The organism is Asanoa sp. WMMD1127 (assembly GCF_029626225.1).
Classification (GTDB): Bacteria; Actinomycetota; Actinomycetes; order Mycobacteriales; family Micromonosporaceae; genus Asanoa.
The window spans coordinates 7,288,106-7,314,502 of record NZ_JARUBP010000001.1; the positions used below are offsets into that span (position 1 = coordinate 7,288,106).

Consider the following 26,397-nt stretch of genomic DNA (forward strand, 5'->3'; position numbering starts at 1 on the left):
CACCGCGTGTCGACCGCCAGCGCCAGCGCCGCCAGGCCCGCGCCGGCCGACCAGCCGACGTTGAGCCAGGAGCGGGCGAACGCCTGGGTGCGTACCCGGGTCTCCGGGTCGACCGCCTCGATCAGGTAGACGTGCCCACCCCGACACCGAAGACCAAGCTGACCAGGGCGTACGCCCGGGGCCGGCCGGCCGGTGGGATCAGGTTCTCGCGGACGCCCACCGGTTACCGGACGGGGTGGCCGGCCGCACGCAGCACCGTCTTCACGTCGCCGATGCGCAGCTCTCCGAAGTGGAACACCGAGGCGGCCAGCACCGCGTCGGCCCCGGCGTCGACCGCCGGCGGGAAGTGCGCAGCCGCCCCCGCGCCGCCGCTGGCGATGACCGGGATGTCCACCGCGGCCCGGACCAGCCGGATCAGCTCCAGGTCGAACCCGGCCTTGGTCCCGTCGGCGTCCATCGAGTTGAGCAGGATCTCCCCCGCTCCCAGGTCGGCCACCCGCCGGGCCCACTCGATCGCGTCGAGCCCGGTCCCCTTACGGCCGCCGTGCGTCGTCACCTCGAAATCCCCGAACGGCGACCGCCGCACGTCCAGCGACAGCACCAGCACCTGGTTGCCGAACCGCTCCGCGATCTCGCGCACCAGCTCCGGCCGCGCGATCGCCGCCGTGTTGACCCCGACCTTGTCGGCGCCGGCCCGCAGCAGAGTGTCCACATCGGACACCGAACGCACACCGCCACCGACGGTCAGGGGGATGAACACGGACTCGGCGGTACGCCGTACGACGTCGAGCATCGTCCCTCGGTCGTCCGACGACGCCGTCACGTCGAGGAACGTCAGCTCGTCGGCCCCGGCCGCGTCGTAGGCCGCCGCCAGCTCCACCGGGTCCCCGGCGTCGCGCAGGTCGACGAAGTTGACGCCCTTGACCACCCGCCCCGCGTCGACGTCGAGGCACGGGATCACCCGGACCGCGACGCTCACGACGCCAGCACCGCCAACGCCTCGCGGACGGTGAAGGCGCCCGCGTACAACGCCTTGCCGGCGATCACGCCTTCCACTCCCTCACTCTCCAGCGTGGCCAGCGCGCGCAGGTCGTCCAAGGTGGACACGCCGCCGGAGGCGATCACGGGCGCGGGCGTGCGGGCGCAGACCTCGCGCAGCAGGTCGAGGTTGGGTCCGCGCATCATGCCGTCCTTGGTGATGTCGGTGACCACGTACCGCGCGGCCCCGGCCTTGTCGAGCCGCTCCAGCACCTCGAACAGGTCGCCGCCGTCGCGGGTCCAGCCGCGGGCCGACAGCGTGCGTCCGCGCACGTCGAGCCCTATCGCCACGCGGTCGCCGTATTCGCCGACGACCCGGTCGCACCACTCCGGGTCCTCGAGCGCGGCCGTGCCGATGTTGACCCGGGCCGCCCCGGTGGCCAGCGCCGCCCGCAGCGAGGCGTCGTCGCGGATGCCACCGGACAGCTCGACCTTGACGTCGAGGCGCGACACGACGGAGGCCAGCAACGGAGCGTTGGAGCCGCGGCCGAACGCGGCGTCGAGGTCGACCAGATGCACCCACTCGGCCCCGTCGTGCTGCCAGGCCAGGGCCGCCTCCAGCGGGTCGCCGTAGCCGGTCTCGGTGCCGGCGGCGCCCTGCACGAGGCGGACGGCCTGGCCGTCGGCGACGTCGACGGCGGGCAGCAGGTGCAGCGTCATGGTCTTCCTCCGCAGGAGAGCGATCTATCCGGCCCGGCGGCCCAGGGCGACGACGACCAGGGCCGGCAGGCAGAGCAGCAGGAGCACGGTGAGCACGAGGCGCAGCGCCAGGTCGTCGACCAGGAACCAGACCAGCGCGAGCAGCACGAGCGTGACGACGGCGATGCCGGCCCGCTCGCCGCGGCTGCGCCGGACCAGCAGGCGGCCGGTGCGGCGGCGCTTCGGGGTCAGCCGGTTGACCAGGGCCCGGCGGCGCTGGCGGCGCGCGGAGACGCGGGCCCGCTTGGCGCGGAGCTTGGCGGCCTCCGCCTCGCGGGCGGCCCGGCGCAGGGCGCGTTCCTTAGCCAAGGGTGGCCAGCCAGTTGCCGAGCAGGGTCGCGCCCGCGTCGCCGGACTTCTCGGGGTGGAACTGGGTCGCCGACAGCGCGCCCCGCTCGACCGCGGCCACGAACGGCGTCTCGTGGGTGGTCCAGGTGACTCCGCTCCCGGGGTCGTGGGCCGCGTACGAGTGGACGAAGTAGAACCTCGTGTCGTCGGGCAGGCCGGCGAACAGCACCGAGTCGGCCGGCGGGGCGACCGTGTTCCAGCCCATGTGCGGGACGCGGCGCGCGGCGAGCCGGGTGACCGTGCCGGGCAGCAGGCCCAGCCCCTTGGTCACCACGCCGTGCTCCTCGCCCGCCTCGAACAGCACCTGCATGCCGACGCAGATGCCGAGCACCGGGCGGCCCGCCGAGACGCGCTCGGCGATCACCCGGCCGGCCGCGCCGGGCAGCGCGTCGATGCCGGCCATGCACGCGGCGTAGGCGCCGACGCCCGGCACCACCAGGCCGTCGGCGTCGGCGGCAGCCGCCAGGTCGGGGGTCACGGTGACGTCCGCCCCCACCCGCTCCAGGGCCCGCTGCGCCGAGCGCAGGTTGCCGGAGCCGTAGTCGAGGACGACCACCTTGCGGGCGGTCACGACGGCACCAGCCAGAGGATGCCGCCGACCAGCGCGAGCGCCGCCAGCAGACCGACGAAGACGACACCGCCGCGCGCCGCGCCCTGCTTGTGCATCGAGTAGGCGCCGCCGGACAGGATCCCGGCCAGGCCCAGCAACAGAACCGGCACCACCGAGCTCATAGCCGCCCCTCGCTTCGCGAGGCACGCCAAGAGCCGGGCTCACTGAGCCAACCGGTTCGCTCGCTCCGCTCGCTCACAGTGCGCCCTTCGTGGACGGGACCGCGCCGCCGGAGCGGGGGTCGATCGCCACCGCGGCCCGCAGCGCCCGGGAGACCGCCTTGAACTGGGCCTCGACGACGTGGTGGGCGTCGGGGTTGCCGCCGGGGCGGGCCGCCCGCAGCACGTCGACGTGCAGCGTGACCTTGGCCGCCAGGCCGAACGACTCGAAGATGTGCCGGGTCATGCTGGTGGGATAGACCGGCCCGATGTACGGCGCCAGCGGCGGCTCGTCGTGCACCACGTAGGCCCGGCCGGACAGGTCGACCGCGGCCCGCACCAGTACCTCGTCCATGGGGACCGTGGCGCTGCCGTACCGCTGGATCCCGGCCTTGTCACCCAACGCCTCGGCGAACGCCGTGCCGAGCGCGATCGCGGTGTCCTCCATCGTGTGGTGGGCGTCGATCTCGAGGTCGCCGACCGTCCGCACGGTCAGGTCGAAGCCGCCGTGCCGGGCGATCTGGTTGAGCATGTGGTCGTAGAAGCCGACCCCGGTCGAGATCTCGGCACGGCCGGTGCCGTCGAGGTCGATCTCGACCGACACCTTGGTCTCGTTGGTGGTCCGCTCCACGCGGCCGATGCGGCTCACAAGGACTCCATCGCGGTGAGGAAAGCGTCGGTCTCTTCGGGCGTGCCGGCGGTGACCCGCAGCCAGCCGGGCAGGCCGACGTCGCGGACGAGCACGCCCCGGTCGAGCAGGGCCTGCCAGGCGGCCCGCTGGTCGCCGCCGACCTCGAAGAGCACGAAGTTGGCGTCGCTGTCGGCCACGGTCAGCCCGCGGGACCGCAGCGTGGCCACGATCCGGTCGCGCTGCTCCTTGATCGCCTCGACGGTGGCGAGCAGGCCGTCGCGGTGGGCCACGGCGGCGCGGGCGGCGGCCTGGGTCAGCGCGCTGAGGTGGTAGGGCAGGCGGACGAGCTGGACGGCGTCGACCACGGCCGGGTCGGCGGCGAGGTAGCCCAGCCGGCCGCCGGCGAAGCCGAACGCCTTGCTCATCGTGCGGGTCACCACGAGCCGGGGGTGGCCGGGCAGCACGGTGAGCGCGCTCGGGGTGCCGGGGCGGGCGAACTCCGCGTACGCCTCGTCGACGACGACCATCCCCGGCGCCACGTCGAGCACCGCGGTCACCACGTCCGGCGGCAGCGCCGTGCCGGTGGGGTTGTTGGGCGAGCAGAGGAAGACCAGATCCGGCGCGTACGCGCGCACCTGCGCGACCACGTCGGCGGCGGTCAGGGTGAAGTCGGCGCCGCGGCGGCCGTCGACCCAGCCGGTGCCCGTGCCGACGGCCAGCAGGGGGTGCATCGAGTAGGCCGGCGTGAAGCCGAGCGCCGTGCGCCCCGGCCCGCCGAACGCCTGCAGGAGCTGCTGCTGGATCTCGTTGGAGCCGTTGGCCGCCCAGACGTTGGCGACGGTCAGCCCGTGCCCGAGGTAGGCCGCCAGGTCGGACCGCAGCGCCACCGCGTCGCGGTCGGGGTAGCGGTTGAGGTCGCGCAGCTCGTCCTGGACCGCCTTGCCGATCGCCTCGACGACGTCGTCGGGCACGGAGTAGGAGTTCTCGTTGGTGTTGAGCCGGACCGGCACGTCGAGCTGCGGCGCGCCGTAGGGGGTCAGCCCCCGCAGGTCGTCGCGCAGCGGGAGGTCGTCGAGGTGGGTCATGCCGGGAACCTCGCCGTGACCGCCTCGCCGTGCGCCGGCAGGTCCTCGACGGTGGCCAGGGTCACCACGTGCGGGGCGGCCTCGCGCAGCGCCGCCTCGTCGTACTCCACGATGTGGATCCCGCGCAGGAACGACTGCACGGACAGGCCGCTGGAGTGCCGGGCGCAGCCGCCGGTCGGCAGCACGTGGTTGGAGCCGGCGCAGTAGTCGCCGAGCGAGACCGGCGCGAACGGGCCCACGAAGATCGCGCCCGCGTTGCGCACCCGGAACGCGACCTCGCGGGCGTCCCGGGTCTGGATCTCGAGGTGCTCGGCGGCGTACGCGTTGACGACGCGCAGCCCCTGGTCGAGGTCGTCGACGAGCACCGTGCCGGACTGCTCGCCGGTCAGCGCGGCGGTGATCCGCCCGGTGTGCTTCGTCTTCGCGACCCGGCCCGGCAGCTCGCGGTCGACGGCGTCCGCCAGCGCGGGCGACGTGGTGACCAGCACGCTGGCCGCGAGGGGGTCGTGCTCGGCCTGGCTGATCAGGTCGGCGGCGACGTGGCCGGGGTCGGCGGTGTCGTCGGCCAGGACGGCGATCTCGGTCGGCCCGGCCTCGGCGTCGATGCCCACCGTGCCGCCGGAGCGCAGGATCCGCTTGGCCGCGGTCACCCAGACGTTGCCCGGGCCGGTGATGATGTCGACCGGCCGGCAGTAGCCGGTGCCGTCGGCGTTGGTGGTGCTGCCGTGGCCGAGCACCGCGATCGCCTGCGCGCCGCCGATCGCGTAGACCTCGTCGACGCCGAGCAGCGCGCACGCGGCCAGCACCCGCTGGTCGGGCAGGCCGCCGTTGTCCTTCTGGGGCGGGCTGACCACGACCAGCGCGTCGACGCCGGCCACCTGGGCGGGCACGACGTTCATCACGACCGTGGACGGATACATCGCCAGGCCGCCGGGGACGTAGAGGCCGACCCGCTCGACCGGGACCCAGCGCTCGGTGACCGTGCCGCCGCGTACGACCTGGGTGGTGGTGTCCTGCCGTTTCTGGTCCTCGTGGACCCGCCGCGCCCGGGCGATCGCCTCCAGCAGGGCGGCCCGGACGTCGGGGTCGAGGCTGTGCTCGGCCGCCTTGATCGTCTCGGGCGGGACCCGCAGCTCGTCGAGGGTCACGCCGTCGAACCGCTGCGTCGCCTCCCGGACCGCGTGGAACCCATGCTCCCGGACCGCCTCGACGAGCGGGCGGATGGTCTCGACGGCCTGCGACACGTCGAGCCGGGCACGGGGCAGCAGACCGCGCGGGTCGGTGTCGACGCCGCGCAGGTCGATCCGGTTCAACACCTGGCCAAGTCTAGGCGTCCCAGCAATCGAGATTCCGCCGCCGTTCGCACGGTTAGGTCCTCGGTGCCCGGTCAGGCGTTAGGCTCGGGCGGTGACGTCGCGGCTGCCCGTTTTCCCCCTTGGGACGGTGCTTTTCCCCGGCCTCGTGCTGCCGTTGCACATCTTCGAGGAGCGCTACCGCGACCTCGTGAAGCATCTGCTCAGCCGGCCGGACGGTGATCCACGCGAGTTCGGGGTGGTGGCGATCCAGCAGGGCTGGGAGACGCTGCCCACCGCCCCGCCGCCCGGGCAGTCGCCCACGGACCCGCCGCGGCTCGGCCCGGTGCCCGTCCACCCGCTCCCGCCACCGCCCGCCGCCGCGCCCGCCTCCCCCGGCGACGTGGCGCTGCACGAGGTCGGCTGCACGGCCGAGCTGCGCCAGGTGACCGAGCTGCCGGACGGCCGCTACGACATCGTCACCGTGGGCCGCCGCCGGTTCCGGGTGGTGTCGATCGACAAGACGTCCGAGCCCTACCTGATGGCCGAGGTCGAGTGGCTGCCCGAGCCGCCCGGCCAGGAGGAGCTCGCCGACCTGCTGGCGCCGCGGGTGCTGGCGGTGTTCCGGCAGTACCTGACGCTGATCCGGGCCGACGAGCAGGAGCTCACCGAGCAGCTGCCCGAGGACCCGACGGTGCTGTCGCATCTGGTCGCGGCCACGGCGGCGCTGAGCCTGGAGGACCGGCAGCGGTTGCTGGCGACGCCCGACACGGCCGGGCGGCTGCGGGCCGAGCTGCGGATGCTGACCCGGGAGGCGGCGCTGCTGCGGCAGGTGCGGGCGGTGCCGGTGCCGCTGCGGGAGCTGGCGGTCCCGGCCTCGCCTAACTGAGCAGGGCCTCGACGTAGCTGGTGAGTCGCGCCGCGGCGTCGATGTCGGTGCGGCCGAGTTCACGCCAGGGCCCGACCACCTTCTCGGCGGCGGGGGCGAAGGCGAGGGCGTCGAGCAATCGCCAGTAGCGGTGGGCGGCCGGGTCCGCGTCGAGCGTGCCGCCGGTGTCGCGGTAGTGGTCGGCGAACCGCATCCCCGCCTCCGCGCCGTGCAGGAGGGCGGTGGCGGTGGCGCAGTGGGCGACGTCGAGGTCGGTCGGGCCCCACGAGGTCTCCACCCAGTCCACGACGCCGGTGATCGTGCCGCCGGTGAAGAGGACGTTGCCGGGGTGGAAGTCGCGGTGCAGGAAGGCGCCTTCGTACGGCGGCGGGTCGCGCCGGATCTCGCTGATCGCCCTGCGCCAGAGGGCGTCGTCACCGCCGGGTGGCCGGACCCGGTCCGGGTCGGTCCAGGGCTGGTAGGTGCGCGGCCGGGTCGTCGGCGTGATCGCGTGGATCCGCACCAGCCGGCGGGCCAGTTCCGGGGAGTGGTCCTCGGTCAGGTCGACGCGGCCCTTAAGCAGGGTCATCAGCAGGGACGGGTGGTCGCAGTGGTCGCCGGCCGGGTCGACCGCGACGAGTCGGGCGGCTGGGACGTCGGTGTCGGCGAGCAGTCTCAGGATGTCGGCTTCGCGGGCCAGCAGGTTGGGTGCGTGGCGGACGAAGAAGGGGGTCTGGAAGGAACGCAGGACGAGGGCGTACGGGCCGTCGGGGCCCTCGACGTCGAGCCGGCAGATCCGCGAGGTCCAGCCGCCGCGCAGGGTGCTCACTCGTGTGACGGCATGGCCGGGCGGCAGGGCGTCGTCGACCCAGGCCTGGGTACGGGGCTCCAGGTCGGCGGTGGTCGGCGGCATCAGCGGGCCGCGTCGCCTCGGGCGGCGGCTCGGCGCCGGCTCACGGCGTCGGCCGAGGCTGTTGCCCGTCCGGAGCGCCGGGATCGCCCGGGCCATGGTGGGGCGGGTTCGGCGCGGTCGGGAAGCCGCTGCCCGGGTCGTCGCCGGGGACGCCGGGCGCGGCCGGGAGGCCGGTGTCGGCCGATCCGGGCACGCCGAGGACGTAGAACGGGTTGTTCGGCGTCGGCTGTGGGAGCTGAGGCTCGCGTTGCAGCGACGGCGTGCGGGACCAGCCGGCGAGCAGCGTGTAGATGATCACGGCGCCGAAGGTCGCGATGAGCAGGTCGCCGTGAACGAACGGGACGACGTCCCAGAGCTTGGTGAACCCACCGGCCCGCAGGTCCGGCGGCCGGGTGATCAGCTCGCCGGGCTTGGCCGCCAGGATCCTGTCGTGGTAGTCGCCGATCCCGATCCGCCGGCCGACCTGCCAGGCCAGGATGCTGGCCCCGATCGTGCCGACGACCAGCCCGGCGAGCGTCCACGGCCCGCGGTGGCGCCGGAACCCGATCCACGTCACCAACGCCGCCAGGACGCCGAGTACGAACAGCAGGATCGTGAACCACCCGTCCGACGCGATGAACTCCTCAGGGCTCGGCGTCGCGAAGACCGCGCCGTCGTCGGTCTTGATGATCGGCACCCCGGGCGCGAGCAGGGCCCAGAGCAGGCCGAGCGGGGCGCCCACGACGGCGACCACGACCGCGGTCAGCCCGGCCGCCCCGAGCCGCTGCCGCAACGGCAACGCCGGCGGCTCCGGCGCCCGCGGCCCCACCCATCCGTCCTGCGGCCCGACCACCACGCCACCGTCATGCTCGGTCGGCGCCGCCCAGCCGCCCGACGCGCTGGGATCACCGCCGGCCGGCGGCGCCGCCTCCGCACCGCGCGAGCCGGCGTTTCCCGTGTCGCCTGACCCGGCGTCGACGCCCAAGTCCGGGGCGCCGATCGGCCCCACCGGCTGCGCACCGCGCGCGCCGGCGTTCCCCGTGTCGCCTGACCCGGCGTCGAGCCCTGAGTCGGCGGTCGGAACCCCCGGCCGCGGCCGGGCATCCGGCGGCTGCCAGCCCGACGGCGGCGTGGCCCACGGTCCCGGACGGGACGCGGCGGACCCGCCGGTGGGCGCGGGCGGGGGTGGCGGGGCGTCCGCCGACGACCAGGTGCCGTCCCCCGAAGCGGGAGCGGCGCCGGAACCGGCGGGCGCCGCCCAGGAACCGTCAGTCGGTTCGGGGCTGGCGGCGGTCACCGACCGATCCTCTCAGGCGAATCGCCCATCGCCTACCGCACCCCGCCGCCGACGATCAAGCCCGGAGCGACATGAGCAACACCAGTCGCGCGCCGCCGGCCCAGGCCGACCAGGCGGCAGAGGCCCGACGGCCCGCTGCGGGCCGTCAGCGGGCCAGCTCGACCGCCGACGGGCCGAGCAGGGCCTTGAGGTCGGCCATCAGCGCCGTCGTCGGCGCCACCCGTAGCGGGCTCAGTCGTAGGACCGTGGCCTTGGAGCCGTTGACCAGGCGCACGTGCACCTCGGACGGGCCCGGGTGGGTGTTGAGGATCTCGCGGAGCCGTTCGACCAACGGCGGCGTGACCCGGTTGGTGGCGATGTTCATGACCACCGGCTGGTTGCCGTCGGCGCTCGCGGCCGAGATGTCGGGGATCGACATGTCCATCGCCATGATGCGGGCCTGGTCGTCGCGGCGGTCGACGCGGCCCTTGACCACGACGATCGCGTCCTCGGCGATGTATTGCCCGACCAGCTCGTAGGTGTTGGGGAAGAACAGCACCTCGACGCCGCTGGTCATGTCCTCGATCGACGCCGACGCCCACGGCCGGCCCTGCTTGGTGATCCGGCGCTGGACGCCGGTGAGGATGCCGGCCAGCGTGACCACCGCGCCGTCGGGGATCGCGCCCTCCTCCGCCAGCGCCGCGATCGGGGTGTCGGCGGCGGCCGACAGCGCGCGGTCGAGGCCGGAGAGGGGGTGGTCCGACACGTAGAGGCCGAGCATCTCGCGCTCGAACGACAGCTTGTCGGGCTTGTCCCACTCGCCGTCGGGGATCGGCGGCGACACGATCATCGAGGTCTCGGACGCGTCGCCGAACGCGGCGCCGAACAGGTCGTACTGGCCGACCGCCTCGTTGCGCTTGACGCCCATGAACGCGTCGATCGCGTCGGCGTGGATGGCCAGCAGGCCCTTGCGGCTGTGGCCGAGCGAGTCGAACGCGCCCGCCTTGATCAGCGACTCGATGGTGCGCTTGTTGCAGGCGACCGCGTCGACCTTGCGCAGGAAGTCGTAGAAGTCGGTGTAGGGGCCGTGCTGCTTGCGGGCCCGCACGATCGCCTCGACGACGTTGACGCCGACGTTGCGGACGGCGGCCATGCCGAACCGGATGTCGGTGCCGACGGCGCCGAACCGGGCCAGCGACTCGTTGACGTCGGGCGGCAGCACCTTGATGCCCATGCGCCGGCACTCGGCGAGGTAGACGGCCGCCTTGTCCTTGTCGTCACCGACCGAGGTCAGCAGCGCCGCCATGTATTCGGCCGGGTAGTTGGCCTTGAGGTAGGCGGTCCAGAAGGAGACCAGCCCGTAGCCGGCGGTGTGTGCCTTGTTGAACGCGTAGTCGGAGAACGGGACGAGGATGTCCCACAGCGTCTTGATCGCCGCGTCGGAGTAGCCGTTGTCGCGCATGCCCTGGGAGAAGGGCACGTACTCCTTGTCGAGGATCTCCTTCTTCTTCTTGCCCATCGCCCGGCGGAGCAGGTCGGCGGCGCCGAGCGTGTAGCCCGCGAGCTGCTGCGCGATCGCCATGACCTGTTCCTGGTAGACGATCAGCCCGTAGGTGTCGCCCAGGATCTCCTCGAGCGCGTCGGCCAGCTCGGGGTGGATCGGCACGACCGGCTTGCGGCCGTTCTTGCGGTCGGCGTATTCGTTGTGGGCGTTGGCGCCCATCGGACCCGGCCGGTAGAGCGCGAGGACCGCGGAGATGTCCTCGAAGTTGTCGGGGACCATCGAGCGCAGCAGCGAGCGCATCGGGCCGCCGTCGAGCTGGAACACGCCCAGGGTGTCGCCGCGGGCCAGCAGCTCGTAGGTCGGCTTGTCGGCCAGCGGCAGCTGCTCCAGGACGACGGTCTCGCCCCGGTTGTGCTGGATGCCGTCGAGGCAGTCATCCATGATCGTGAGGTTGCGCAGGCCGAGGAAGTCCATCTTGAGCAGGCCGATGGACTCGCAGGCGCCCATGTCCCACTGCGTGATGATCGCGCCGTCGTTGTCGCGCCGCCAGATCGGCAGCACGTCCATCAGCGGCTCGCCCGACAGGATCACGCCGGCCGCGTGCACGCCGGGCTGACGGATCAGGCCCTCGATGCCCTTGGCGGTGTCGACGACCTTCTTGGTGTCGGGATCGGTCTCGTAGAGGGTGCGGAACTCGGCGGCCTCGGCGTAGCGGTTGTGCGACGGGTCGAAGATGCCCGAGAGCGGGATGTCCTTGCCCATCACCGGCGGCGGCATGGCCTTGGTGATCTTGTCGCCGACCGCGAACGGGTAGCCGAGCACCCGGGCCGCGTCCTTGATGGCCGCCTTCGCCTTGATCTTGCCGTAGGTGACGATCTGGGCGACCCGCTCCTCGCCCCACCGCTCGGTCGCGTAGCGGATCATGTCGCCGCGCCGGCGCTCGTCGAAGTCCATGTCGATGTCGGGCATCGAGACGCGGTCGGGGTTGAGGAACCGCTCGAACAGCAGGCCGTGGTCCATCGGGTCGAGCTCGGTGATCTTGAGCGCGTAGGCGATCAGCGCGCCCGCCGCCGAGCCACGACCCGGCCCGACCCGGATCTTCTCCTTGCGGGCGTATTCGCAGAGGTCGGCGGTGACCAGGAAGTAGCCCGGGAAGCCCATCTTGCAGATGACGTCGAGCTCGTAGTCGGCCTGCTTGAGCCGGTCCTCCGGGACGCCGTTGGGGAAGCGCTCGCGCAGCCCGCGGTGCACCTCGGCGCGCAGCCACGACTCCTCGGTGTAGCCGTCGGGCACCGGGAACGAGGGCATCAGCTTGCGGTGGCCGAACACCGACGAGTAGTCGCCGATCTTCTCCGCGATCTCCAGCGTGTTGGCGCAGGCGCCGGGAACTTCCTTCTCCCAGAGCTGGTACATCTCCGCGGCGGACTTCAGGTAGAAGTCGCGCGCGTCGAACTTGAACCGCTTGGGGTCGGCCATCGTGGACCCGGACTGCACGCAGAGCAGCACCTCGTGCGCGTCGGCGTCCTTCTCGTAGGTGTAGTGCAGGTCGTTGGTCGCCACCGGCTTGAGGTTGAGCCGCTTGCCGAGCGCCAGCAGGTCCTGCCGGATCCGGGTCTCGATGTCGAGCCCGTGGTCCATCAGCTCGAGGTAGAAGTTGTCGCGCCCGAAGATGTCCATGAACTCGGCGGCCGAGGCGCAGGCCTTCTCGAAGTCGCCGATCCGCAGCCAGGTCTGCACCTCGCCGGACGGGCACCCGGTGGTCGCGATGATCCCCTTGCCGTGCTCGTGCAGCAGCTCCCGGTCGGCCCGCGGCTTGAAGTAGTAGCCCTCCAGCGACGACCGCGACTGCATCCGGAAGAGGTTGCGCAACCCCTCGGCGTCGGCGGCGAGCATGGTCATGTGCGTGTAGGCGCCGCCACCGGACACGTCGTTCTCGCCGCCGTCGGCCCACCGCACCCGCACCCGGTCCTGCCGGGCCGTGTTGGGCGTCAGATAGGCCTCGACGCCGATGATCGGCTTGACCCCGGCGCCGGTGGCCTGCTTGAAGAAGTCGTAGGCGCCGTACATGTTGCCGTGGTCGGTCATCGCCAGCGCCGGCATGCCGAGCCGATTGGCCTCGGCGAACAGCTCCTTGAGCCGGGCGGCACCGTCGAGCATCGAGTACTCGGTGTGCACGTGCAGATGCACGAACGAGTCGGACACCCGGGACCCCCTTCACTCAAGCGCCGCGACGAGCCTAGTCCGCGGGTACGACAGGAGGCACCAACGAACCCCCGGTGAGTTGAAGATCAAATTCACATTGCCGGCGGAGATCCGGATCCGGCGCACGACTCGCCGGAGAGTGCGCGCCACAAGCAAGTTCCGACATCCGCGCCACCGCTGGTCGCCGGGCCTGGTGGCGCCATTGGGCGGCGACACGGCCAACACGAAGATCATGTGTGCCTGGTCGGGCCCCGACCAACCCGACCGCAAGATCATGTGCGCCTGCTCTGGACGACACGCCGCGAGGCACCCAGACGAGGTGCACTTGATCTCGCGAATGCCGAGTCGAACTCCAGACCCAACGCACCTGATCAATCGACCGGCGGAGGCGATGCGGGCCCGCCTTCCGCCGGCTCGCCGGCGCGGCCACCGCAGCCGCTCGGCGCAGCCGGCCGAGCGAGGCTAGCCAAACACGCTCTAAGGCATCCTAGGATGAACCATTTGGCAAGCGCCGAGAACCACGGGCGACGACGAGGAACGCGCCCGACGGATCGCGGGTATAGCGATCGAGGCGATCCGGGCGCAGGGCGGCGCGTGACCGTCGCCGCCTCGTCACACGGGATGGCCCACCCGGCCGAGCTGAGCCCGCGACGGCGGCTAATACCGGCTCGGCAACATCGCGCCACAGGCAGGCCGGCGTTGTGGTGGTTGCGGGCAGGGCGGCCTCGGTGATCACGGCCGCGATTCGTGCGCGTGAGGCCGGCCACGGCGGTCAGCGGGCGAACGGCTCCAGCATGATGCTCGCGGCCTTGAGCCAGGCGTCGCGGGTCTCCGGCTGGAGCAGCGCGTATTCGATGGACGAGCCCGCTTCCAGCGCCGGGTCGTAGGGCACGACCGCGACCGCGCGCGTGCGGGTCGCGAAGTGGGCCGCGAAGTCGTCGAGCATCGGCGACTTGCCCGGGGTCGGGCACGACAGCAGCGTCACCGCGTTGGTGGCCAGGTCGCCCATGCCCACGTCGTAGAGCAGGTCGAGCATCCAGTCGGCGGTGAAGGCCGCGTCCTCCCGTGGCACGGTCGTGATCACCAGCTGGTCGGCCGCCTGCAGCACGGTCTGCCAGTTGGCGCTCTCCACGTTGTTGCCGGTGTCCACACAGATCACGTCGTGCGTACGCCGGAGCAACTCGAGCACACGCCGCACCGTGTACTGGTCGAGCCGTTGCGCGAACCGTGGGCTCTCCTCGCCGGCCAGCACGTCGTAGGAGCCGTCGGACGCGTGCCGCAGGAAGTCGTCGAGCGCCTCGGTCAGCCCGTAGCCGTGCTGCGCCTCCACCTCGGCCAGGTTGGCGATCAGGTGGCGGATCGTGCGGGCGTGGCGGGCGCTGCCGGCGCGCAGGCCGAGGGTGCCGCGCAGCTCGTTGTCGTCCCAGGCGAGCACGCCCTGGCCGCGGATGCTGCCGACCGTCGCGGCGGCCAGCACGGTCGCGGTGGTCTTGTGCACGCCGCCCTTGGGGTTGGCGAACGCCAGCACCCGCGAGCCGCCGAACTCCCGGCGCAGCACCCCGATCGCCCGGTCGACCTCGGAGTCACCGGCGACCGGAGCCGGCGCGGGCACAGCGGCGGCCGCGGCCGGCGCGCGCCACTCCAGGCCGGCCGGGTCGGCGATGCCCGCCGGCGGCTCGGCCACCCGCGGCTCGGCCCGCGCGTAGGACTCGTAGCCACCACCCGCGTAGCTCTCCGGGTAGTCACCGCCGTCGAACCGGTCCTCGGAATATCCGCCGCTGCCAGCGGCGCCGTAGCCGTAGTCGGTATCGCCGCCGTAGTAGCCCCCGGACCGGTAGGCCCGCGGCTCGTAGCTCTCCTGCGGCGCCGGCGGCACCTGCGGTGGGACGGCCGGCGGATATTGGCGCTCCGGCGGGTACGCGACCGGCGCGACCGCCCGCCCCTGGAACCCGTTGACGGGCGCCACCGGCTGGTCCGGCCGCTCCACCGGCGTCCGCGGCGCGGCGACCCGGGCCTCGCGGACCTCGTGGTTCTCCCCGGTGCGCCCGCCGAGCAGCGCACGGTCGAGGAGTGCCCGCCACCGTGGGGCCGGCTCGGCCGGTCGACCCCACCCGGTTTCGGTGCCCTCCACGCCTCGCCCTCCCGACGCGTACGCCCGCTCGACAGCTCCGGCTACGAAGCAACCCTATGCGGCCCGCACCAGGACGCATATCCCCACTGTGCATATGGCGCACCGTCAGACTGGTCCAACGTGCCGGGCCGGTCACCGGATGTGGGCCACTCCACGATTACCCCGGCTCCGGTGAACCCGTGGCCGCCGGCTCGGTGGGCGCCGCCGACGGCGGGTCCGCGGTCGGCCCGGCGGGCTCCGGCGACCGCGTCGGCGCAGGTGGCGGCGCTGTCGGCTCGTCGGCCGGCGGCGTCGGCGGTGCGGCCGTCGGGCTCGACGTCGGGTGCGGGTCCGGCAGCGGCGGCAGGAACACGGCGCGGTCCAGCGTGCGGACCTCCGGCGCCGGGTCGACGGCGCGCACGCCCGGTTGCGCGGCGAGGCGCTTCAGGTCGGGCGGCGCCGCGCGCAGGACGGCCGCGTACACGCAGGAGCAGTGCGTCCGGTACGCCGTCGCCTCGGCGATCGCCACGCGCGCCGCTGTCTCGTACACGGGACGCAGTCGTTCTTCGTCGGGTGTGCCGGTGACCTCGGTCGCGCGCTCCTGGTAGTCGTGCGCCTCGCGTTCCTTGCGCTCCGCGAACAGCAGCATCCCGGCGACCACGTCGTCCGGCACCCGGTGTACGGGCATCCGCGCGATCTGCGTCTGCATGCCGGGCAGTGGCACGCGAGTGAACACTTCGGACACCGGGGCGCCGTCGAGCACCGTGGGCAGCCGGTCGGGCGCGAGATAGGCGGAGAACATCACCAGGGCGTACGGGTCGCCGTCGCCGGACGCCTTCGCGGACAGCTCGTCGAGCTCGCGGCGGGACTCCGCCAGGTATCTCGGCACCGAGGTGCCGTCGGTCACCCCGACCCGGACCACGTCGCCGGTCGGCGCGGACTCCCGCGGCCGTTGCGCCACCCACACGGCGGTGACCAGCACCGCGGTGACGGAGACGAGCGAGACGGCGGTCAGCAGGCCGGTGTGGCCCGTGGGCCGGCGCAACCGGTCGAGCACGCGGCCCAGCGGCGGCACGACCTTGTCGTCGATCCGGCGGAGCAGGTCGTCGACGCGCACGATCTCCTCCCCCAGAGCCGGCTCAGTCGCGCAGGATGTCCAGTGCGTGTTGCAGGTCGTCAGGGTAGCTGCTCTCGAAGAGCACCTCGTCGCCCGTGCCGGGATGGACGAACGCGAGCGCCCGGGCGTGCAGCCACTGCCGGGTCAGGCCCAGTCGCGCCGACAGCGTGGGGTCGGCACCGTAGGTCAGGTCGCCCACGCACGGGTGACGCAGCGCGGAGAAGTGCACGCGGATCTGGTGCGTGCGCCCGGTCTCCAGCCGCACGTCGACCAGGCTGGCGGCGGGGAACGCCTCGATCGTGTCGTAGTGGGTGACGCTCGGCTTGCCGCCCGACACGACCGCCCACCGGTAGTCGTGCTGCGGGTGCCGGTCGATCGGCGCGTCGACGGTCCCGCGCAAGGGATCCAGATGCCCCTGCACGACGGCGCTGTAACGCTTGTCGACCTCGCGTACCTTGAACGCCCGCTTGAGCGCCGTGTAGGCGCGCTCGCTCTTGGCCACCACCATCAGGCCGCTGGTGCCGACGTCGAGCCGGTGCACCACGCCCTGACGCTCGGCGGCGCCGCTGGTGGAGATCCGGTGGCCGATCGCGGCGAGCCCACCGACCACCGTCGGCCCGGTCCAGCCGGGGCTGGGGTGCGCGGCGACGCCGACCGGCTTGTCGACCACCACGATGTCGTCGTCGGCGTGGACGACGCGCAGGCCGGGCACCGCCTGCGGGACGACCTCCGCGGCCGACTGCGGCTCCGGCAGCCGGACCTCGAGCCAGGCGCCGGCGGAGACCTTGTCGGACTTGGGCCGCGGTGTGCCGTCGACGACCGCGTCGCCGGCCTCGACGATGGCCGCGGCGGCCGTGCGCGACAGCCCGAAGAGCCGGGAGATCGCCTGGTCGAGCCGCATGCCGTCGAGCCCGTCCGGCACGGGCAGGGCGCGGGAGCTCACTTGTCGCCCGACCCCTTGCTCTTGCCGCTCTTGCGCAGCGGTATCCGGGTGCCGTCGCGTTGTCGGCCACTGAACTCGAGGATGATCGCCAGCACGACGCCACAACTCAGCGCGCTGTCGGCGATGTTGAAGACCGCGAACTTCTCACCGTACGGCGCGAAGAGGCTGATCATGTCGACCACGTGGCCCTGGAACGGGCCGGGCGCCCGGAACAGCCGGTCGGTGAGGTTGCCCAGCGCGCCGCCGGCGACGAGGCCGAGCGCGATCGCCCAGGGCATCGAGCGCAGCTTGAACGCCATCCAGGTGATCCAGGCGATGACGGCGAGAGCGATGAGCGGGAAGATCCAGGTGTGGCCGCTGGCCATGCTGAACGCGGCGCCGCTGTTGCGGATCAGGCTCAGGTAGACCAGGCCGCCGAGGATCCGCACGGGCCCGCGGCCGGTGAGCTCCTCGGTCGCGAAGTGCTTGGTGAGCTGGTCGAGCAGGATGATGAAGACGGCCACGCCGAGCAGGGCCCAGATGGCGGCGGCCCGGGCGCGCCGGGGCGGCGCCGGGGTCTCGTCCGCGGGCGTGGTCGCGGTCATCTGTCCCTCTTCGGCGGCGTTCAGCTCGGCCTGCTTCCTCGTCGGCTGGGGTCGCCGGGTGCCCGACATGGGCGTTGCCCGGACGGGCCGCGGGTGACACGGCCCGGCCGGGCAACTCTACGCGAAAGCCGGTGGGCCGGCCTTACCGGCGCTCCTCCAGCTGCTTGCAGGTGACGCAGAGAGTCGCCGAGGGGAACGCGGCCAGCCGCTCGACCGGGATCGGGTTGCCGCACCGCTCGCACCAGCCGTAGCCGCCCTCGTCGAGCCGCTCCAGCGCCCGCTCCACCTGGCTGATCCGGTCGAGGATGCTGTTGGCGAGGGAGATCTCCTGCTCACGCTCGAAGGTCTTGGTGCCGGTGTCGGCCTGGTCGTCGCCCGCCGAGTCGGTGAACCGGTCCCGCTGCAGCACGGTGATCTCGCTCAGCGTCTGGCTGTGCTCGATCGTCAGCTCCTCGCGCCGGGCCGAGAGCGCCGCACGGATCTTCTCCGTCTCCGCGGCGGTCCGGGTGCCCTTGGGCGCTTTACGGCCTGCGGCGGTTTTCGTGTCGGCTGGCTTCACCATGGCTTCTCCCTCAGCCGCGGCCCCCGCGGCGGTTTGTGCTGCCGTCGTGGCGGAGGAACGCCTCCCCCGCGACGCGACCGGGTCGGCAGACCCGGTCTGGATCGAGGTGTCGACGCCCCCCGCCGACCTGGTGGCCTGGGTACGCGACCCGGCCCTGGTCCCACGCCCGCTCGGCGCGGCCTTCTTCGTCGCTGCCTCCGCGGCGGTCCCCGGCTCCTTCTTCGCCGGTGCCTTCCGCGCGGTCGCCTTCCCGGCCGGCGCGGCCTTGGCCGGCGCGGCCTTGGCCGGCGCGGCCTTCTTGGCAACCTTGGCCGGTGCCGCCTTCTTCCCCGCCGCGGCCTTCTTCGCGGCGGGTTCGGCGCTCGCCCGCTTGGTGGCGGTGGTCTTCTTCGCGGCCGCGCCGGTCGCGGCCTTCTTTGCCGCGGCGCCGTTCGCTGCGGCCGCCTTCTTCGCCGGCGTCTCGGCGGTCTTCCGCGCCGCACCGTTCGCGGCGGCCGCCTTCTTCGCCGGCGTCTCCGCGGTCTTCCGCGCCGCACCGTCCGCAGCGGCCGCCTTCTTCGCCGCCGCCCGCTGGGCGGGCGCCGACTTCTTGGCGGCCGGCTCGGTCGTCGCGGCCTTCTTCGCCGGCGGTGCCGCCTTCTTGGCGGCCGCGCGCTGGGCCGGCGCGGCCTTGCCCTCATCAGTTCCCGCCGGGCCTGCCTTCGCCGCGCTCCGCGCAGCCGCGCCGGAAGCCTTCTTCGTCGCGGTCGCCTTCTTCTCCACCGCCGGCGCGGCCTTGGCCGCGGTCTTCTTGGCGGCCTTCCGGCCGTCGGCCGCAGCGGCCTTCGCCGCCTTCCTGGCCGGTGCGGCCTTCTTGGCAGCGGCCTTCTTCGTGGCGCCGGTCTCCACCGCCGAGGTCACCTTCCGCCCGGACCCCGCTTGGGCCGCGACGACCTTCTTGGCAGCGGCCTTCTTCGCGGCGCCGGTCTCGACCGCGGAGGTCACCCCCGCTTGGGCCGCGACGACCTTCTTACTACGGGCCTGACCCGCCTCACCGCCGGCCCGAGCCGTCTCGCCGCCGGACCGGATCGGCTCACCGCCGGATCGGGTCGGCTCACCGCCGGACCGGATCGGCTCACCGCCGGATCGGGTCCGCTCGCGCTCGGACCGGGTCGGCTCATCGGCGGACCGGGTCGGGCGGGGGTTGACGGTCCTCGATCGGCGAGGTGTGGTCGCGGTCTTCTCGGCGGGACTCGCGGCCCGGCGCCCGCCGCGGGCCGGCTTCGGGCGGTCGGGGGTGCCGGCGGCGGCGCGCGTGTCCGGCGCGCCGGCCGCGGCCGGCACTTTCCGGACCATGCTCGCGCGGTCGGCCATCACGTTCCCCCACGTGCAAAACGGGCGCGCGACGGGCCGTCGCGCACTCCGGAGGTTGGCAAGAATACGGAACGTGAAGACGTCCGACAACATGCCGCACCGATTCCGCCAGTTTCGCCGGTGATTAGCCGTGAATCGGGGCAAAACGAACCTTAACCGATGGTTAGCCCCTTTCCTCCCCGTACTCGGCAAACCACCGCGCCAATCGGCCGCGGCGGCTCACGGCGCGGAGGCGGCGTTCGGCGGCGTCCCGGACGGCCGCGGTCGCCACGATCAACATGCTGTCGCCGGTCTTGAGGCGCGTGTCGGGGCCCGGCACGAAGCCCTGCCCGTCGCGCAGCACCAGCGTCACCGAGGCGCCGACCGGCAGGCGCAGCTCGTCGAGGTGCACCCCGGCCAGCTTGGAGCCCGGCGGCACCTCGAGCTGCAGCAGGTCGGCGCCCATCCGCTCCAGCGGCGCCGTCTCGACCCGCAGCTCGGCCGCCTCCCCCGGCGCCGTGACCTTGAGCGCCCGGGCCACCGGCGCGATCGTCGTCGCCTGCAGCACCGTGAAGATCAGCACCAGCACGAAGACCACGTCGAACAGCCGGCTGGCGCCGGGATAGCCCAACGACAGGGGGATCGTCGCCAGCACGACCGGGACCGCGCCGCGGAGGCCGGCCCAGGCGAGGAAGGCCTGGGCGCGCAGCGGCACCTGGAACGGCGTGGCCGATATGAAGACCGACAGCGGCCGGGCGAAGAACACCAGCGCGACCCCGACGACCAGCGCCGGCACCAGCACGTCGTCCAGCCGGCCGGGCGACGCGAGCAGGCCGAGCAGCACGAACAGGCCGATCTGGGCGACCCAGGCCAGGCCGTCGGCGAAGCCGAGGATCGCCTGGCGGTGCGGCAGCCGGGCGTTGCCGATCATCACGCCGGCCGTGTAGACGGCGAGGAAGCCGGAGGCGTGCGCGACCGCGCCGGCCGCGTAGGCGAGCGCGGTCAGTCCGACCACGGCGATGGGATAGAGGCCCGACGAGGGCAGCGCGGCCCGCCGCAGCACCCAGCGGCCGCCCATCCCCACGACGAGGCCGATCGCGGCGCCGACCACCAGCTCATAGAAGATCAGCAGGACTTCCAGCCACCAAGGGTGGGCGAACGGGCCGACGGTGGCGAGCAGCACGACCACCAGCACGACCGGCGCGTCGTTGATGCCCGACTCGGCCTCGACCGCGGCCACCAGCCGCGCAGGCAGGCGCAGCTTGCGCAGGGTCGCGAACACGGCGGCCGCGTCCGTCGACGAGACCACCGCGCCATAGAGCAGGGCCAACCGCCAGTCCAGACCCAGCAACAGGTGTACGGCGACCCCGACCACCGCGATGCTCACCGCGACGCCGACCGTGGCCAGGGTGAGCGAGACACCGAGCACCGGGCGCAACGTCGACCACCGCGCGGTCAGCCCGCCCTCCGCGATGATCACGATGAGGGCGGCGAAGCCGAGCGTCCGGGTCAGCGTCGCGTCCTCGAACTGGATGCCCAGCCCGGACTCGCCGATCAGCAGTCCGAGGGCCAGGTAGACCAGGAGGCTGGGCAGGCCGAGGCGGGTCGACAGCCGCACCGCGGCGACCGCCACGAGCAGCACGCCGGCCCCCAGCAGCAGGGCGAGGTTGAGCTGCTCGCTCACGTGGTGTCGAGAAGCGCGGTGACCCGGTCGCGCGCGGCCGCGTCGCTCAGGTCGTCGGGCAGGGTGACGGTGAAGAGCTTGTCGCGGCTGGCCGCGCCGGCTCGCAGCGCCACGGCGCGGTGCCGCAGGCCGAGCGCGTCGGCGACGGCCAGCCGGGCCGCCTCGGTCGCCCGGCCGTCGACCGCGCGGGCGGTGACGGCGACGACCAGCGCCGGCCCGTGTGGGCCGTCATGGCGTCCGCCGACCCGCGCCCGGGAGGCGCCCGGTTTGACCCGGACTGCTAGCACGACGGACCTGACCATGCCTCATTGTGCCAAGAAGGGCACCCGCGAGGCGGGTGCCCTTCTTGAGAGTCGGGAGGCAGTCAGACCCGGCGGGCGCCGGCGAGCAGCGCGCTGTCGGGCTCGCAGAGGCTGCACGGCGTGAAGCCGAGCTCCGCGGCCTCGCCCACCGGCAGCGGCTCGCTCTCGCGGCCGAGCAGGTGGACGCAGCCCGTGATGTGGTAGCGCGGGCGGCCGTCGATCACCAGGACCGGTGCGGTCATCCGGGCCACCCGGGCGGCGTCGGCGGCCGAGACGATCTGGGCCGCCGGCTCGTCCGCCGGGTCCTCGTCGTCATCGTCGTCGTCGTCGAGGTCCGGCGCGGCGTAGGTCTGCTGCGGCGGAACCGGTTGCTGACCGGGCCACCCCTGGCCCTGCGGCGCGCGCAGGTCGGCGAAGCCCTGGTCGTAGTGACCGGTCCGGTCGTCGACAAGGCCCCCCGGCTCGTCGACGGTGGCGGCCGCCGCGCGGCGGCGGCCGTATTCCGTGCCCTCGCCCGCACCCGACCGGTAGGTGCCCTGGTTGGGCACGCTCGGCGGGTCGACGGGGTCGGCGACCGCGACGGACGTCTCGTCCGCCCCCCATGCGCTCGCCCGCCGGCGGCCGGGTTCGCTGCCCCGGGCCGTCGAACGGTGGTGGAACACTCTCGAGTCATCCTCGTCGCCGGCACGCCGGAATCGCTCGTCGTCGGCGTAGCTGGTCTGCTGCGCGCGTGCGGCGGCGGCCTGACGGGCACCGACGACGAGCGCGACAGCGGCGAACAGGCTCGCCGCGATCGACAGGACCAGCAACACGCTCGAACCACCTGCGAGTCCGAGCACGAGCAGCGTGACAGCACCGAGGATGAGCACCAAACTTGCAACGATCACGGCTCACCCCCGCCGCTTTCTGTATAGATGTCGTGGGTCCGGCGCGCCCCCGGGGGACCCGGGTGCGCCGGAGACACGGCACCGTCCGGGGGACGCATGCCCGCCCCCGGTTGGGCTACGGAACCGTCGTCGGTTCGAAGAGGCTCAGCGGCCGGCTTCGAGGGAGCCGGAGCGTCCCGCGCCGCCGTAGGAGCCCGCGAGACCGGCGGTGGCCAGACCCGGTGCGCCGGATGTCACGGACCGATTGCCGTCGGTCCGGGTCATCTCGGCCTCGAGCCCCTGCCCGCGACCGTCGAGGTCGCGCAGCTGGCTCTCCAGGTAGGCCTTGAGCCGGGTGCGGTATTCCCGTTCGAACTGCTTGAGCTCTTCGATGTGCTTCTGCAGTGCGGTGCGCTTGGCGTCGAGGCCGCCCATGGCCTCCTGGTGCCGCTGCCGCGCGTCACGCTCGAGCGCGTCGGCCTTGGCCCGCGCCTCGCGGGTGACCTCTTCGGCCTTGGTGCGGGCGTCCGAGAGCAGCTTGTCGGCCTCGCGGCGGGCATCGGACACGTGGTCGTCAGCCGTGCGCTGGGCCATCATCAGGACCCGGAGGGCCTGCTGCTCGCCGTCGCCACCCACGACCGGGGCGCCCTGGGCGCGCATCTGCTCCAGCTCGCCCTGCATGGCGCGGGCGGCCTGCTCAGCGGCGGCCTTGTCACGCTGGATCCGGTCGAGCTGGGCCTTGAGGTCGTTGAGCTCAGCGGCCAGTCGAGGGTCGGCACCCGGGCCGGCTGGCGCGCCGCCTCGGGGTCCGCCGCGCTCGACCTGGGCGCGCAGCTCGTTGTTCTCCTCGATCAGTCGGGCGAGCTCGCGCTCCACCTCATCGAGGAATGCGTCGACCTCCTCCTCGTCGTACCCCCGTTTGCCGATCGGGGGTTTCTTGAAGGCGACGTTGTGCACGTCGGCCGGGGTAAGCGGCATCGAAACTCCTCGGGTCAGTTGCGGCCGCGTAGCGCCTGGTCAGACACGGTGTCAGATCCAGGGCTCCACCACGAACGTCATCAGCACGAACAGGATAACCAAGAGCACAAGGGAGGCGAGGTCGATGCTGAGGTTACCGATCCGCAGTGGTGGGATCACACGCCTCAACGCCTTGAGGGGCGGATCGGTGACGCTCCACACCACTTCGAGTCCGGCGGCCGCACCTCGCCTCGGTTGCCAACGACGGCCGTATTGAAGCACGGCGCTCAATACGAATCGCGCGAGCAGCGTGATCAGAAAGAAGTACAAGACCAGGTAGAGCACCTGGAACAGAACCGACATCACGACTCGCAGGACCCTCCGTCAGGCCGACTCTGCCCTGCTCAGGGCTACGGCAGGGTGAAGAAACCGCCCTCAGCGATCTTCGCCTTGTCCTCCGCAGTGACCTGGACGTTGGCCGGTGAAAGCAGGAACACCCGGTTGGTGACGCGCTCGATGGTACCCCGCAGACCGAAGGCCAACCCCGCCGCAAAATCCACCAGACGGCGGGCATCGGACTCATCCATTTCGGTGAGGTTGATGATCACCGGGACACCGTCGCGGAAATGCTCGCCGATGGTGCGGGCCTCGCGATAAGTGGTCGGATGCAGAGTCGTGATCTGGTAGCGCTGGTCGTCGTCGGCGACCACCGCACGCTCGCGCAACTGCACCTGGGGTGCCAGGGCGAGATTGTCGCGGGTGGGGTAACTCACGGGCGCGGGGCTCTCCGGCGCCGGCGAGCGGGTGATCGAACGCACGCTGGACCGCTCGAGCGCGCGGCTCTCCCGGGCCTCGGCGAGCTCCGCCTCGGCCGCCTCCAGACGGCTGGGCGAGCGGTCGCCGCGGTCGGTGTGCCGGGTGGACCGGGCCCGCGGCACCGCCGGGGCGTCGTCGGCCTCGTCCTCCTCGTCGGCGAACTCCTCGGCGTACCGGCTGGACCGGTAGCGGGACTCGCGGTAGCCGGCATCGCCGGACCGGCTCGTCCCGGACCGACCGTCGTAGCCGTCGTCGTAGCTCCGGTCGTCGTCTTCCTCTTCGACCAACCCGAGCCAGACGCCCGCCTTTCGCAACGCTCCCATGTGCCGCGCCCCTCCGTCCGCCGTGTGGCGCGTGCCCCCCTGCACGAACCACTGTCACGCGCGTGGACTCCGCCTATGCATCGGCACCAAGCCAACCTTCCTTTGCCGTCACCCTCCCAGATGACGGCACGCCCCCCGGCGCTGCGAAGCTCGGCATGGAAAACAACACCGATGTAGTTTGGTGTCCGCCGTCAGGCTACCCCAGGTAGTGACGCTTACCGAGCAACGCGCTACCGATCCGCACATGTGTCGCGCCATGTCTTATGGCGTTTTCCAGGTCATCGGACATTCCCGCCGACAGGACCGTGGCTGTCGGATGATCGACATGGAACGCGGCCGCGATCTCGGCCAGCCGGGCGAACGCCGCGTCCGGCTCGGCGCCCAGCGGCGCCACCGCCATCAGGCCCGCCAGGCGCAGCGCGTCGGCGCCCGCCACCGCCCCGGCGACGCCGGCGAGGCCCCGGTCCGGGTCGGCCGAGTCGGGCAGCGCGCCGCCCCGCTCCGGGTCGCCGTCGAGGCTCACCTGGACCAGGACGTCGAGCACCCGTTCATGCCCCTGGGCGCCACGGTCGAGCGCCGCCGCCAGGCGGACGCTGTCGACGGAGTGGACCACGTCGGCGTACGCGCTGACGGACCTGGCCTTGTTGCGCTGGAGCTGGCCGACGAAGTGCCAGCGCACCCGCCGACCCACCTCGGCCGCCTTGGGCGCCGCCTCCTGGTCCTTGTTCTCCCCGATGTCGGTGACGCCGAGGTCGGCCAGCAGTGCCACGTCGCCGGCCGGGTAGGTCTTGGTGACGGCGACCAGGGTCACGTCGTCGGTACGGCCGGCGGCGGACCGGGCGGCGTCGATCCGGGCACGCACGCGCGCCAGGTTCTCCGCCAGCTCGGCCCGCCGGGTGTCGTCAGCAGCACTCACGTGCTCAGGCTATTAGGAGCCGTGCCAGGCCTCCCGAAGGCGCCTCCGGCGCACGTCAAGACCTAGGAGCCGTTCTTCAGGAAGTCGGGCACATCGACGTCGTCGAACAGCACGCGGCGGGCCGGCTGGGGCGGCGCCACGGGCGGCGGGGTGGTCTCGACCGGCGCCGGGGAGACCGGCTGCGGCTGGACCGCCTTGCGCACCGGCTCGGCGGGCTTGTAGGCGGGCGTGCCGCCGTCGAACCCGGCCGCGATGACGGTGACCCGCACCTCGTCGCCGAGCGCGTCGTCGATGACCGCGCCGAAGATGATGTTGGCGTCGGGGTGGGCCGCGTCGGTGACCAGCTGGGCCGCGTCGTTGATCTCGAACAGGCCGAGGTCGGAGCCGCCGGCGATGGAGAGCAGCACGCCGCGCGCGCCGTCCATGCTCTGCTCGAGCAGCGGACTGGAGATCGCCGCCTCGGCCGCCTCCACCGCGCGGTTGTCGCCGCGGGCGCTGCCGATGCCCATCAGCGCGCTGCCGGCGCCGCTCATCACGCTCTTGACGTCGGCGAAGTCGAGGTTGATCAGACCCGGCGTGGTGATCAGGTCGGTGATGCCCTGGACACCGGAGAGCAGCACCTGGTCGGCCTGGCGGAACGCGTCCATCATGCTGATGCCGCGGTCGCCGAGCGCCAGGAGCCGGTCGTTGGGGATCACGATCAGGGTGTCGCACTGGTTGCGCAGCTCGTCGATGCCGGCCTCGGCCTGCACCTGGCGCCGCTTGCCCTCGAACGAGAACGGCCGGGTGACCACGCCGATGGTCAGCGCGCCGAGCTTGCGGGCGATGTTGGCGACCACCGGCGCGCCGCCGGTGCCCGTGCCGCCGCCCTCGCCGCACGTCACGAAGACCATGTCGGCGCCCTTGAGCACCTCTTCGATCTCGTCGCGGTGGTCCTCGGCGGCGCTCTTGCCGACGTCGGGGTTGGCGCCGGCGCCGAGCCCGCGGGTCAGCTCGCGACCCACGTCGAGCTTGACGTCGGCGTCGCTCATCAGCAGCGCCTGGGCGTCGGTGTTGATGGCGATGAACTCGACGCCCTTGAGGCCGACCTCGATCATCCGGTTGACGGCGTTGACGCCACCGCCACCGATGCCGACGACCTTGATGACCGCCAGGTAGTTGTGCGGAGGTGTCATCGGGGGTGCCTTCCCTTCCCGTGTGCGGCCGGACGCGGCATGCCGCCGCTACGCGAAGGGCAAGGGAGGAAACCCTCACCCTCTACTAGAGGCTTAGAGTTATGTCA

The 26,397-nt window shown here is 72.8% G+C and carries 26 protein-coding genes and 1 pseudogene; 3 read left to right on the forward strand and 24 right to left on the reverse strand.

Annotation, left to right across the window (positions count from 1 at the left end; translation table 11 throughout):
- The first annotated feature begins 6 nt into the window (after positions 1–6).
- On the forward strand, positions 7–129 hold the full coding sequence (locus tag O7635_RS34805) for a hypothetical protein (RefSeq protein WP_278084741.1): 123 nt from the start codon (positions 7–9) through the stop codon (positions 127–129).
- A gap of 94 nt (positions 130–223) precedes the next feature.
- Here O7635_RS34805 and hisF read toward each other — a convergent pair whose 3' ends face one another.
- From hisF to hisD, 8 genes are all read right to left on the reverse strand, one after another.
- A complete protein-coding gene (gene hisF, locus O7635_RS34810; protein ID WP_278084742.1) occupies positions 224–979 on the reverse strand; it encodes an imidazole glycerol phosphate synthase subunit HisF in 756 nt (251 codons plus the stop codon).
- Complete coding sequence (gene priA, locus O7635_RS34815) at positions 976–1,698, reverse strand: bifunctional 1-(5-phosphoribosyl)-5-((5-phosphoribosylamino)methylideneamino)imidazole-4-carboxamide isomerase/phosphoribosylanthranilate isomerase PriA (RefSeq protein WP_278084743.1); 723 nt, start codon at positions 1,696–1,698, stop codon at positions 976–978. The genes hisF and priA overlap by 4 nt, the downstream gene beginning before the upstream one ends.
- A gap of 24 nt (positions 1,699–1,722) precedes the next feature.
- Positions 1,723–2,046 carry a hypothetical protein gene (locus O7635_RS34820; protein WP_278084744.1) on the reverse strand — a complete coding sequence of 108 codons (324 nt, stop codon included), beginning with the start codon at positions 2,044–2,046 and terminating at the stop codon, positions 1,723–1,725.
- A complete protein-coding gene (gene hisH / locus O7635_RS34825) occupies positions 2,039–2,656 on the reverse strand; it encodes an imidazole glycerol phosphate synthase subunit HisH (protein ID WP_278084745.1) in 618 nt (205 codons plus the stop codon). Before hisH ends, O7635_RS34820 begins: the two co-directional genes overlap by 8 nt.
- A complete protein-coding gene (locus O7635_RS34830) occupies positions 2,653–2,817 on the reverse strand; it encodes a hypothetical protein (RefSeq protein WP_278084746.1) in 165 nt (54 codons plus the stop codon). The genes hisH and O7635_RS34830 overlap by 4 nt, the downstream gene beginning before the upstream one ends.
- Positions 2,818–2,890: 73 nt before the next feature.
- Positions 2,891–3,502 carry an imidazoleglycerol-phosphate dehydratase HisB gene (hisB, locus tag O7635_RS34835; RefSeq protein ID WP_278084747.1) on the reverse strand — a complete coding sequence of 204 codons (612 nt, stop codon included), beginning with the start codon at positions 3,500–3,502 and terminating at the stop codon, positions 2,891–2,893.
- The gene (locus tag O7635_RS34840) at positions 3,499–4,569 is read right to left on the reverse strand and encodes a histidinol-phosphate transaminase (RefSeq protein ID WP_278084748.1); all 1,071 of its coding nucleotides are present in this window, start codon (positions 4,567–4,569) and stop codon (positions 3,499–3,501) included. Before O7635_RS34840 ends, hisB begins: the two co-directional genes overlap by 4 nt.
- Positions 4,566–5,885 (reverse strand): histidinol dehydrogenase, encoded by a 1,320-nt coding sequence (hisD, locus tag O7635_RS34845; protein WP_278084749.1) that lies wholly within the window; start codon positions 5,883–5,885, stop codon positions 4,566–4,568. The genes O7635_RS34840 and hisD overlap by 4 nt, the downstream gene beginning before the upstream one ends.
- Positions 5,886–5,976: 91 nt before the next feature.
- On the opposite strand from hisD, the gene O7635_RS34850 reads away from it, so the two are divergent.
- Complete coding sequence (locus O7635_RS34850; RefSeq protein WP_278084750.1) at positions 5,977–6,750, forward strand: LON peptidase substrate-binding domain-containing protein; 774 nt, start codon at positions 5,977–5,979, stop codon at positions 6,748–6,750.
- On the opposite strand, the gene O7635_RS34855 is transcribed toward O7635_RS34850, so the two are convergent.
- The 8 genes from O7635_RS34855 to O7635_RS34890 form a co-directional block, all read right to left on the reverse strand.
- Positions 6,743–7,642 carry an aminoglycoside phosphotransferase family protein gene (locus O7635_RS34855; RefSeq protein ID WP_278084751.1) on the reverse strand — a complete coding sequence of 300 codons (900 nt, stop codon included), beginning with the start codon at positions 7,640–7,642 and terminating at the stop codon, positions 6,743–6,745. The genes O7635_RS34850 and O7635_RS34855 overlap by 8 nt on opposite strands.
- Before the next feature lie 40 nt (positions 7,643–7,682).
- Positions 7,683–8,918, reverse strand: coding sequence for a DUF2567 domain-containing protein (locus O7635_RS34860; protein ID WP_278084752.1), 1,236 nt, complete (start codon positions 8,916–8,918; stop codon positions 7,683–7,685).
- Between the two features lie 145 nt (positions 8,919–9,063).
- On the reverse strand, positions 9,064–12,603 hold the full coding sequence (gene dnaE, locus O7635_RS34865) for a DNA polymerase III subunit alpha (RefSeq protein ID WP_278084753.1): 3,540 nt from the start codon (positions 12,601–12,603) through the stop codon (positions 9,064–9,066).
- A 772-nt stretch (positions 12,604–13,375) separates the two neighbouring features.
- Entirely contained in the window at positions 13,376–14,734 is a 1,359-nt protein-coding gene (locus O7635_RS34870; RefSeq protein ID WP_278084754.1) for an AAA family ATPase, read from the reverse strand.
- A 157-nt stretch (positions 14,735–14,891) separates the two neighbouring features.
- A complete protein-coding gene (locus O7635_RS34875; RefSeq protein WP_278084755.1) occupies positions 14,892–15,830 on the reverse strand; it encodes a hypothetical protein in 939 nt (312 codons plus the stop codon).
- Between the two features lie 22 nt (positions 15,831–15,852).
- Complete coding sequence (locus O7635_RS34880; protein ID WP_278085647.1) at positions 15,853–16,731, reverse strand: RluA family pseudouridine synthase; 879 nt, start codon at positions 16,729–16,731, stop codon at positions 15,853–15,855.
- Between the two features lie 38 nt (positions 16,732–16,769).
- On the reverse strand, positions 16,770–17,357 hold the full coding sequence (lspA, locus tag O7635_RS34885) for a signal peptidase II (RefSeq protein ID WP_278084756.1): 588 nt from the start codon (positions 17,355–17,357) through the stop codon (positions 16,770–16,772).
- 142 nt (positions 17,358–17,499) lie between these two features.
- Positions 17,500–17,919, reverse strand: a complete 420-nt coding sequence (locus O7635_RS34890; RefSeq protein WP_278084757.1) for a TraR/DksA family transcriptional regulator — start codon at positions 17,917–17,919, stop codon at positions 17,500–17,502.
- 46 nt (positions 17,920–17,965) lie between these two features.
- Here O7635_RS34890 and O7635_RS34895 point away from each other — a divergent pair, with 46 nt between their 5' ends.
- Complete coding sequence (locus O7635_RS34895; RefSeq protein WP_278084758.1) at positions 17,966–18,943, forward strand: hypothetical protein; 978 nt, start codon at positions 17,966–17,968, stop codon at positions 18,941–18,943.
- Between the two features lie 492 nt (positions 18,944–19,435).
- Here O7635_RS34895 and O7635_RS34900 read toward each other — a convergent pair whose 3' ends face one another.
- From O7635_RS34900 to ftsZ, 8 genes and pseudogenes are all read right to left on the reverse strand, one after another.
- Positions 19,436–20,935, reverse strand: coding sequence for a potassium/proton antiporter (locus O7635_RS34900; RefSeq protein ID WP_278084759.1), 1,500 nt, complete (start codon positions 20,933–20,935; stop codon positions 19,436–19,438).
- Positions 20,932–21,237, reverse strand: coding sequence for a DUF167 domain-containing protein (locus tag O7635_RS34905; protein ID WP_278084760.1), 306 nt, complete (start codon positions 21,235–21,237; stop codon positions 20,932–20,934). The genes O7635_RS34900 and O7635_RS34905 overlap by 4 nt, the downstream gene beginning before the upstream one ends.
- 62 nt (positions 21,238–21,299) lie before the next feature.
- Positions 21,300–21,533: pseudogene (locus tag O7635_RS38175) on the reverse strand (hypothetical protein); the annotation flags it as partial.
- Positions 21,534–22,268: 735 nt separating this feature from the next.
- On the reverse strand, positions 22,269–23,081 hold the full coding sequence (locus O7635_RS34915; protein ID WP_089251496.1) for a DivIVA domain-containing protein: 813 nt from the start codon (positions 23,079–23,081) through the stop codon (positions 22,269–22,271).
- Positions 23,082–23,132: 51 nt separating this feature from the next.
- Positions 23,133–23,426, reverse strand: a complete 294-nt coding sequence (locus tag O7635_RS34920; protein WP_278084761.1) for a YggT family protein — start codon at positions 23,424–23,426, stop codon at positions 23,133–23,135.
- 44 nt (positions 23,427–23,470) lie between these two features.
- The gene (gene sepF / locus O7635_RS34925; RefSeq protein ID WP_278084762.1) at positions 23,471–24,199 is read right to left on the reverse strand and encodes a cell division protein SepF; all 729 of its coding nucleotides are present in this window, start codon (positions 24,197–24,199) and stop codon (positions 23,471–23,473) included.
- A gap of 196 nt (positions 24,200–24,395) precedes the next feature.
- Positions 24,396–25,115: a YggS family pyridoxal phosphate-dependent enzyme gene (locus O7635_RS34930; protein ID WP_278084763.1), complete on the reverse strand. Its 720-nt coding sequence runs from the start codon at positions 25,113–25,115 to the stop codon at positions 24,396–24,398.
- Positions 25,116–25,177: 62 nt separating this feature from the next.
- Positions 25,178–26,290 carry a cell division protein FtsZ gene (gene ftsZ, locus O7635_RS34935; RefSeq protein ID WP_278084764.1) on the reverse strand — a complete coding sequence of 371 codons (1,113 nt, stop codon included), beginning with the start codon at positions 26,288–26,290 and terminating at the stop codon, positions 25,178–25,180.
- Positions 26,291–26,397: the final 107 nt, after the last annotated feature.

Excerpts from the sequence above, each read along its gene's own strand:
- priA (WP_278084743.1), bottom strand. The coding sequence starts at position 1,698 with ATGACGCTGCACCTGCTGCCCGCCGTCGACGTCGCCGACGGCCAGGCC.
- O7635_RS34830 (WP_278084746.1), bottom strand. The coding sequence starts at position 2,817 with ATGAGCTCGGTGGTGCCGGTTCTGTTGCTGGGCCTGGCCGGGATCCTG.
- O7635_RS34840 (WP_278084748.1), bottom strand. The coding sequence starts at position 4,569 with ATGACCCACCTCGACGACCTCCCGCTGCGCGACGACCTGCGGGGGCTG.
- O7635_RS34855 (WP_278084751.1), bottom strand. The coding sequence starts at position 7,642 with ATGCCGCCGACCACCGCCGACCTGGAGCCCCGTACCCAGGCCTGGGTC.
- O7635_RS34880 (WP_278085647.1), bottom strand. The coding sequence starts at position 16,731 with ATGCGGCTCGACCAGGCGATCTCCCGGCTCTTCGGGCTGTCGCGCACG.
- lspA (WP_278084756.1), bottom strand. The coding sequence starts at position 17,357 with ATGACCGCGACCACGCCCGCGGACGAGACCCCGGCGCCGCCCCGGCGC.
- O7635_RS34890 (WP_278084757.1), bottom strand. The coding sequence starts at position 17,919 with ATGGTGAAGCCAGCCGACACGAAAACCGCCGCAGGCCGTAAAGCGCCC.
- O7635_RS34905 (WP_278084760.1), bottom strand. The coding sequence starts at position 21,237 with ATGGTCAGGTCCGTCGTGCTAGCAGTCCGGGTCAAACCGGGCGCCTCC.
- O7635_RS34915 (WP_089251496.1), bottom strand. The coding sequence starts at position 23,081 with ATGCCGCTTACCCCGGCCGACGTGCACAACGTCGCCTTCAAGAAACCC.
- sepF (WP_278084762.1), bottom strand. The coding sequence starts at position 24,199 with ATGGGAGCGTTGCGAAAGGCGGGCGTCTGGCTCGGGTTGGTCGAAGAG.
- ftsZ (WP_278084764.1), bottom strand. The coding sequence starts at position 26,290 with ATGACACCTCCGCACAACTACCTGGCGGTCATCAAGGTCGTCGGCATC.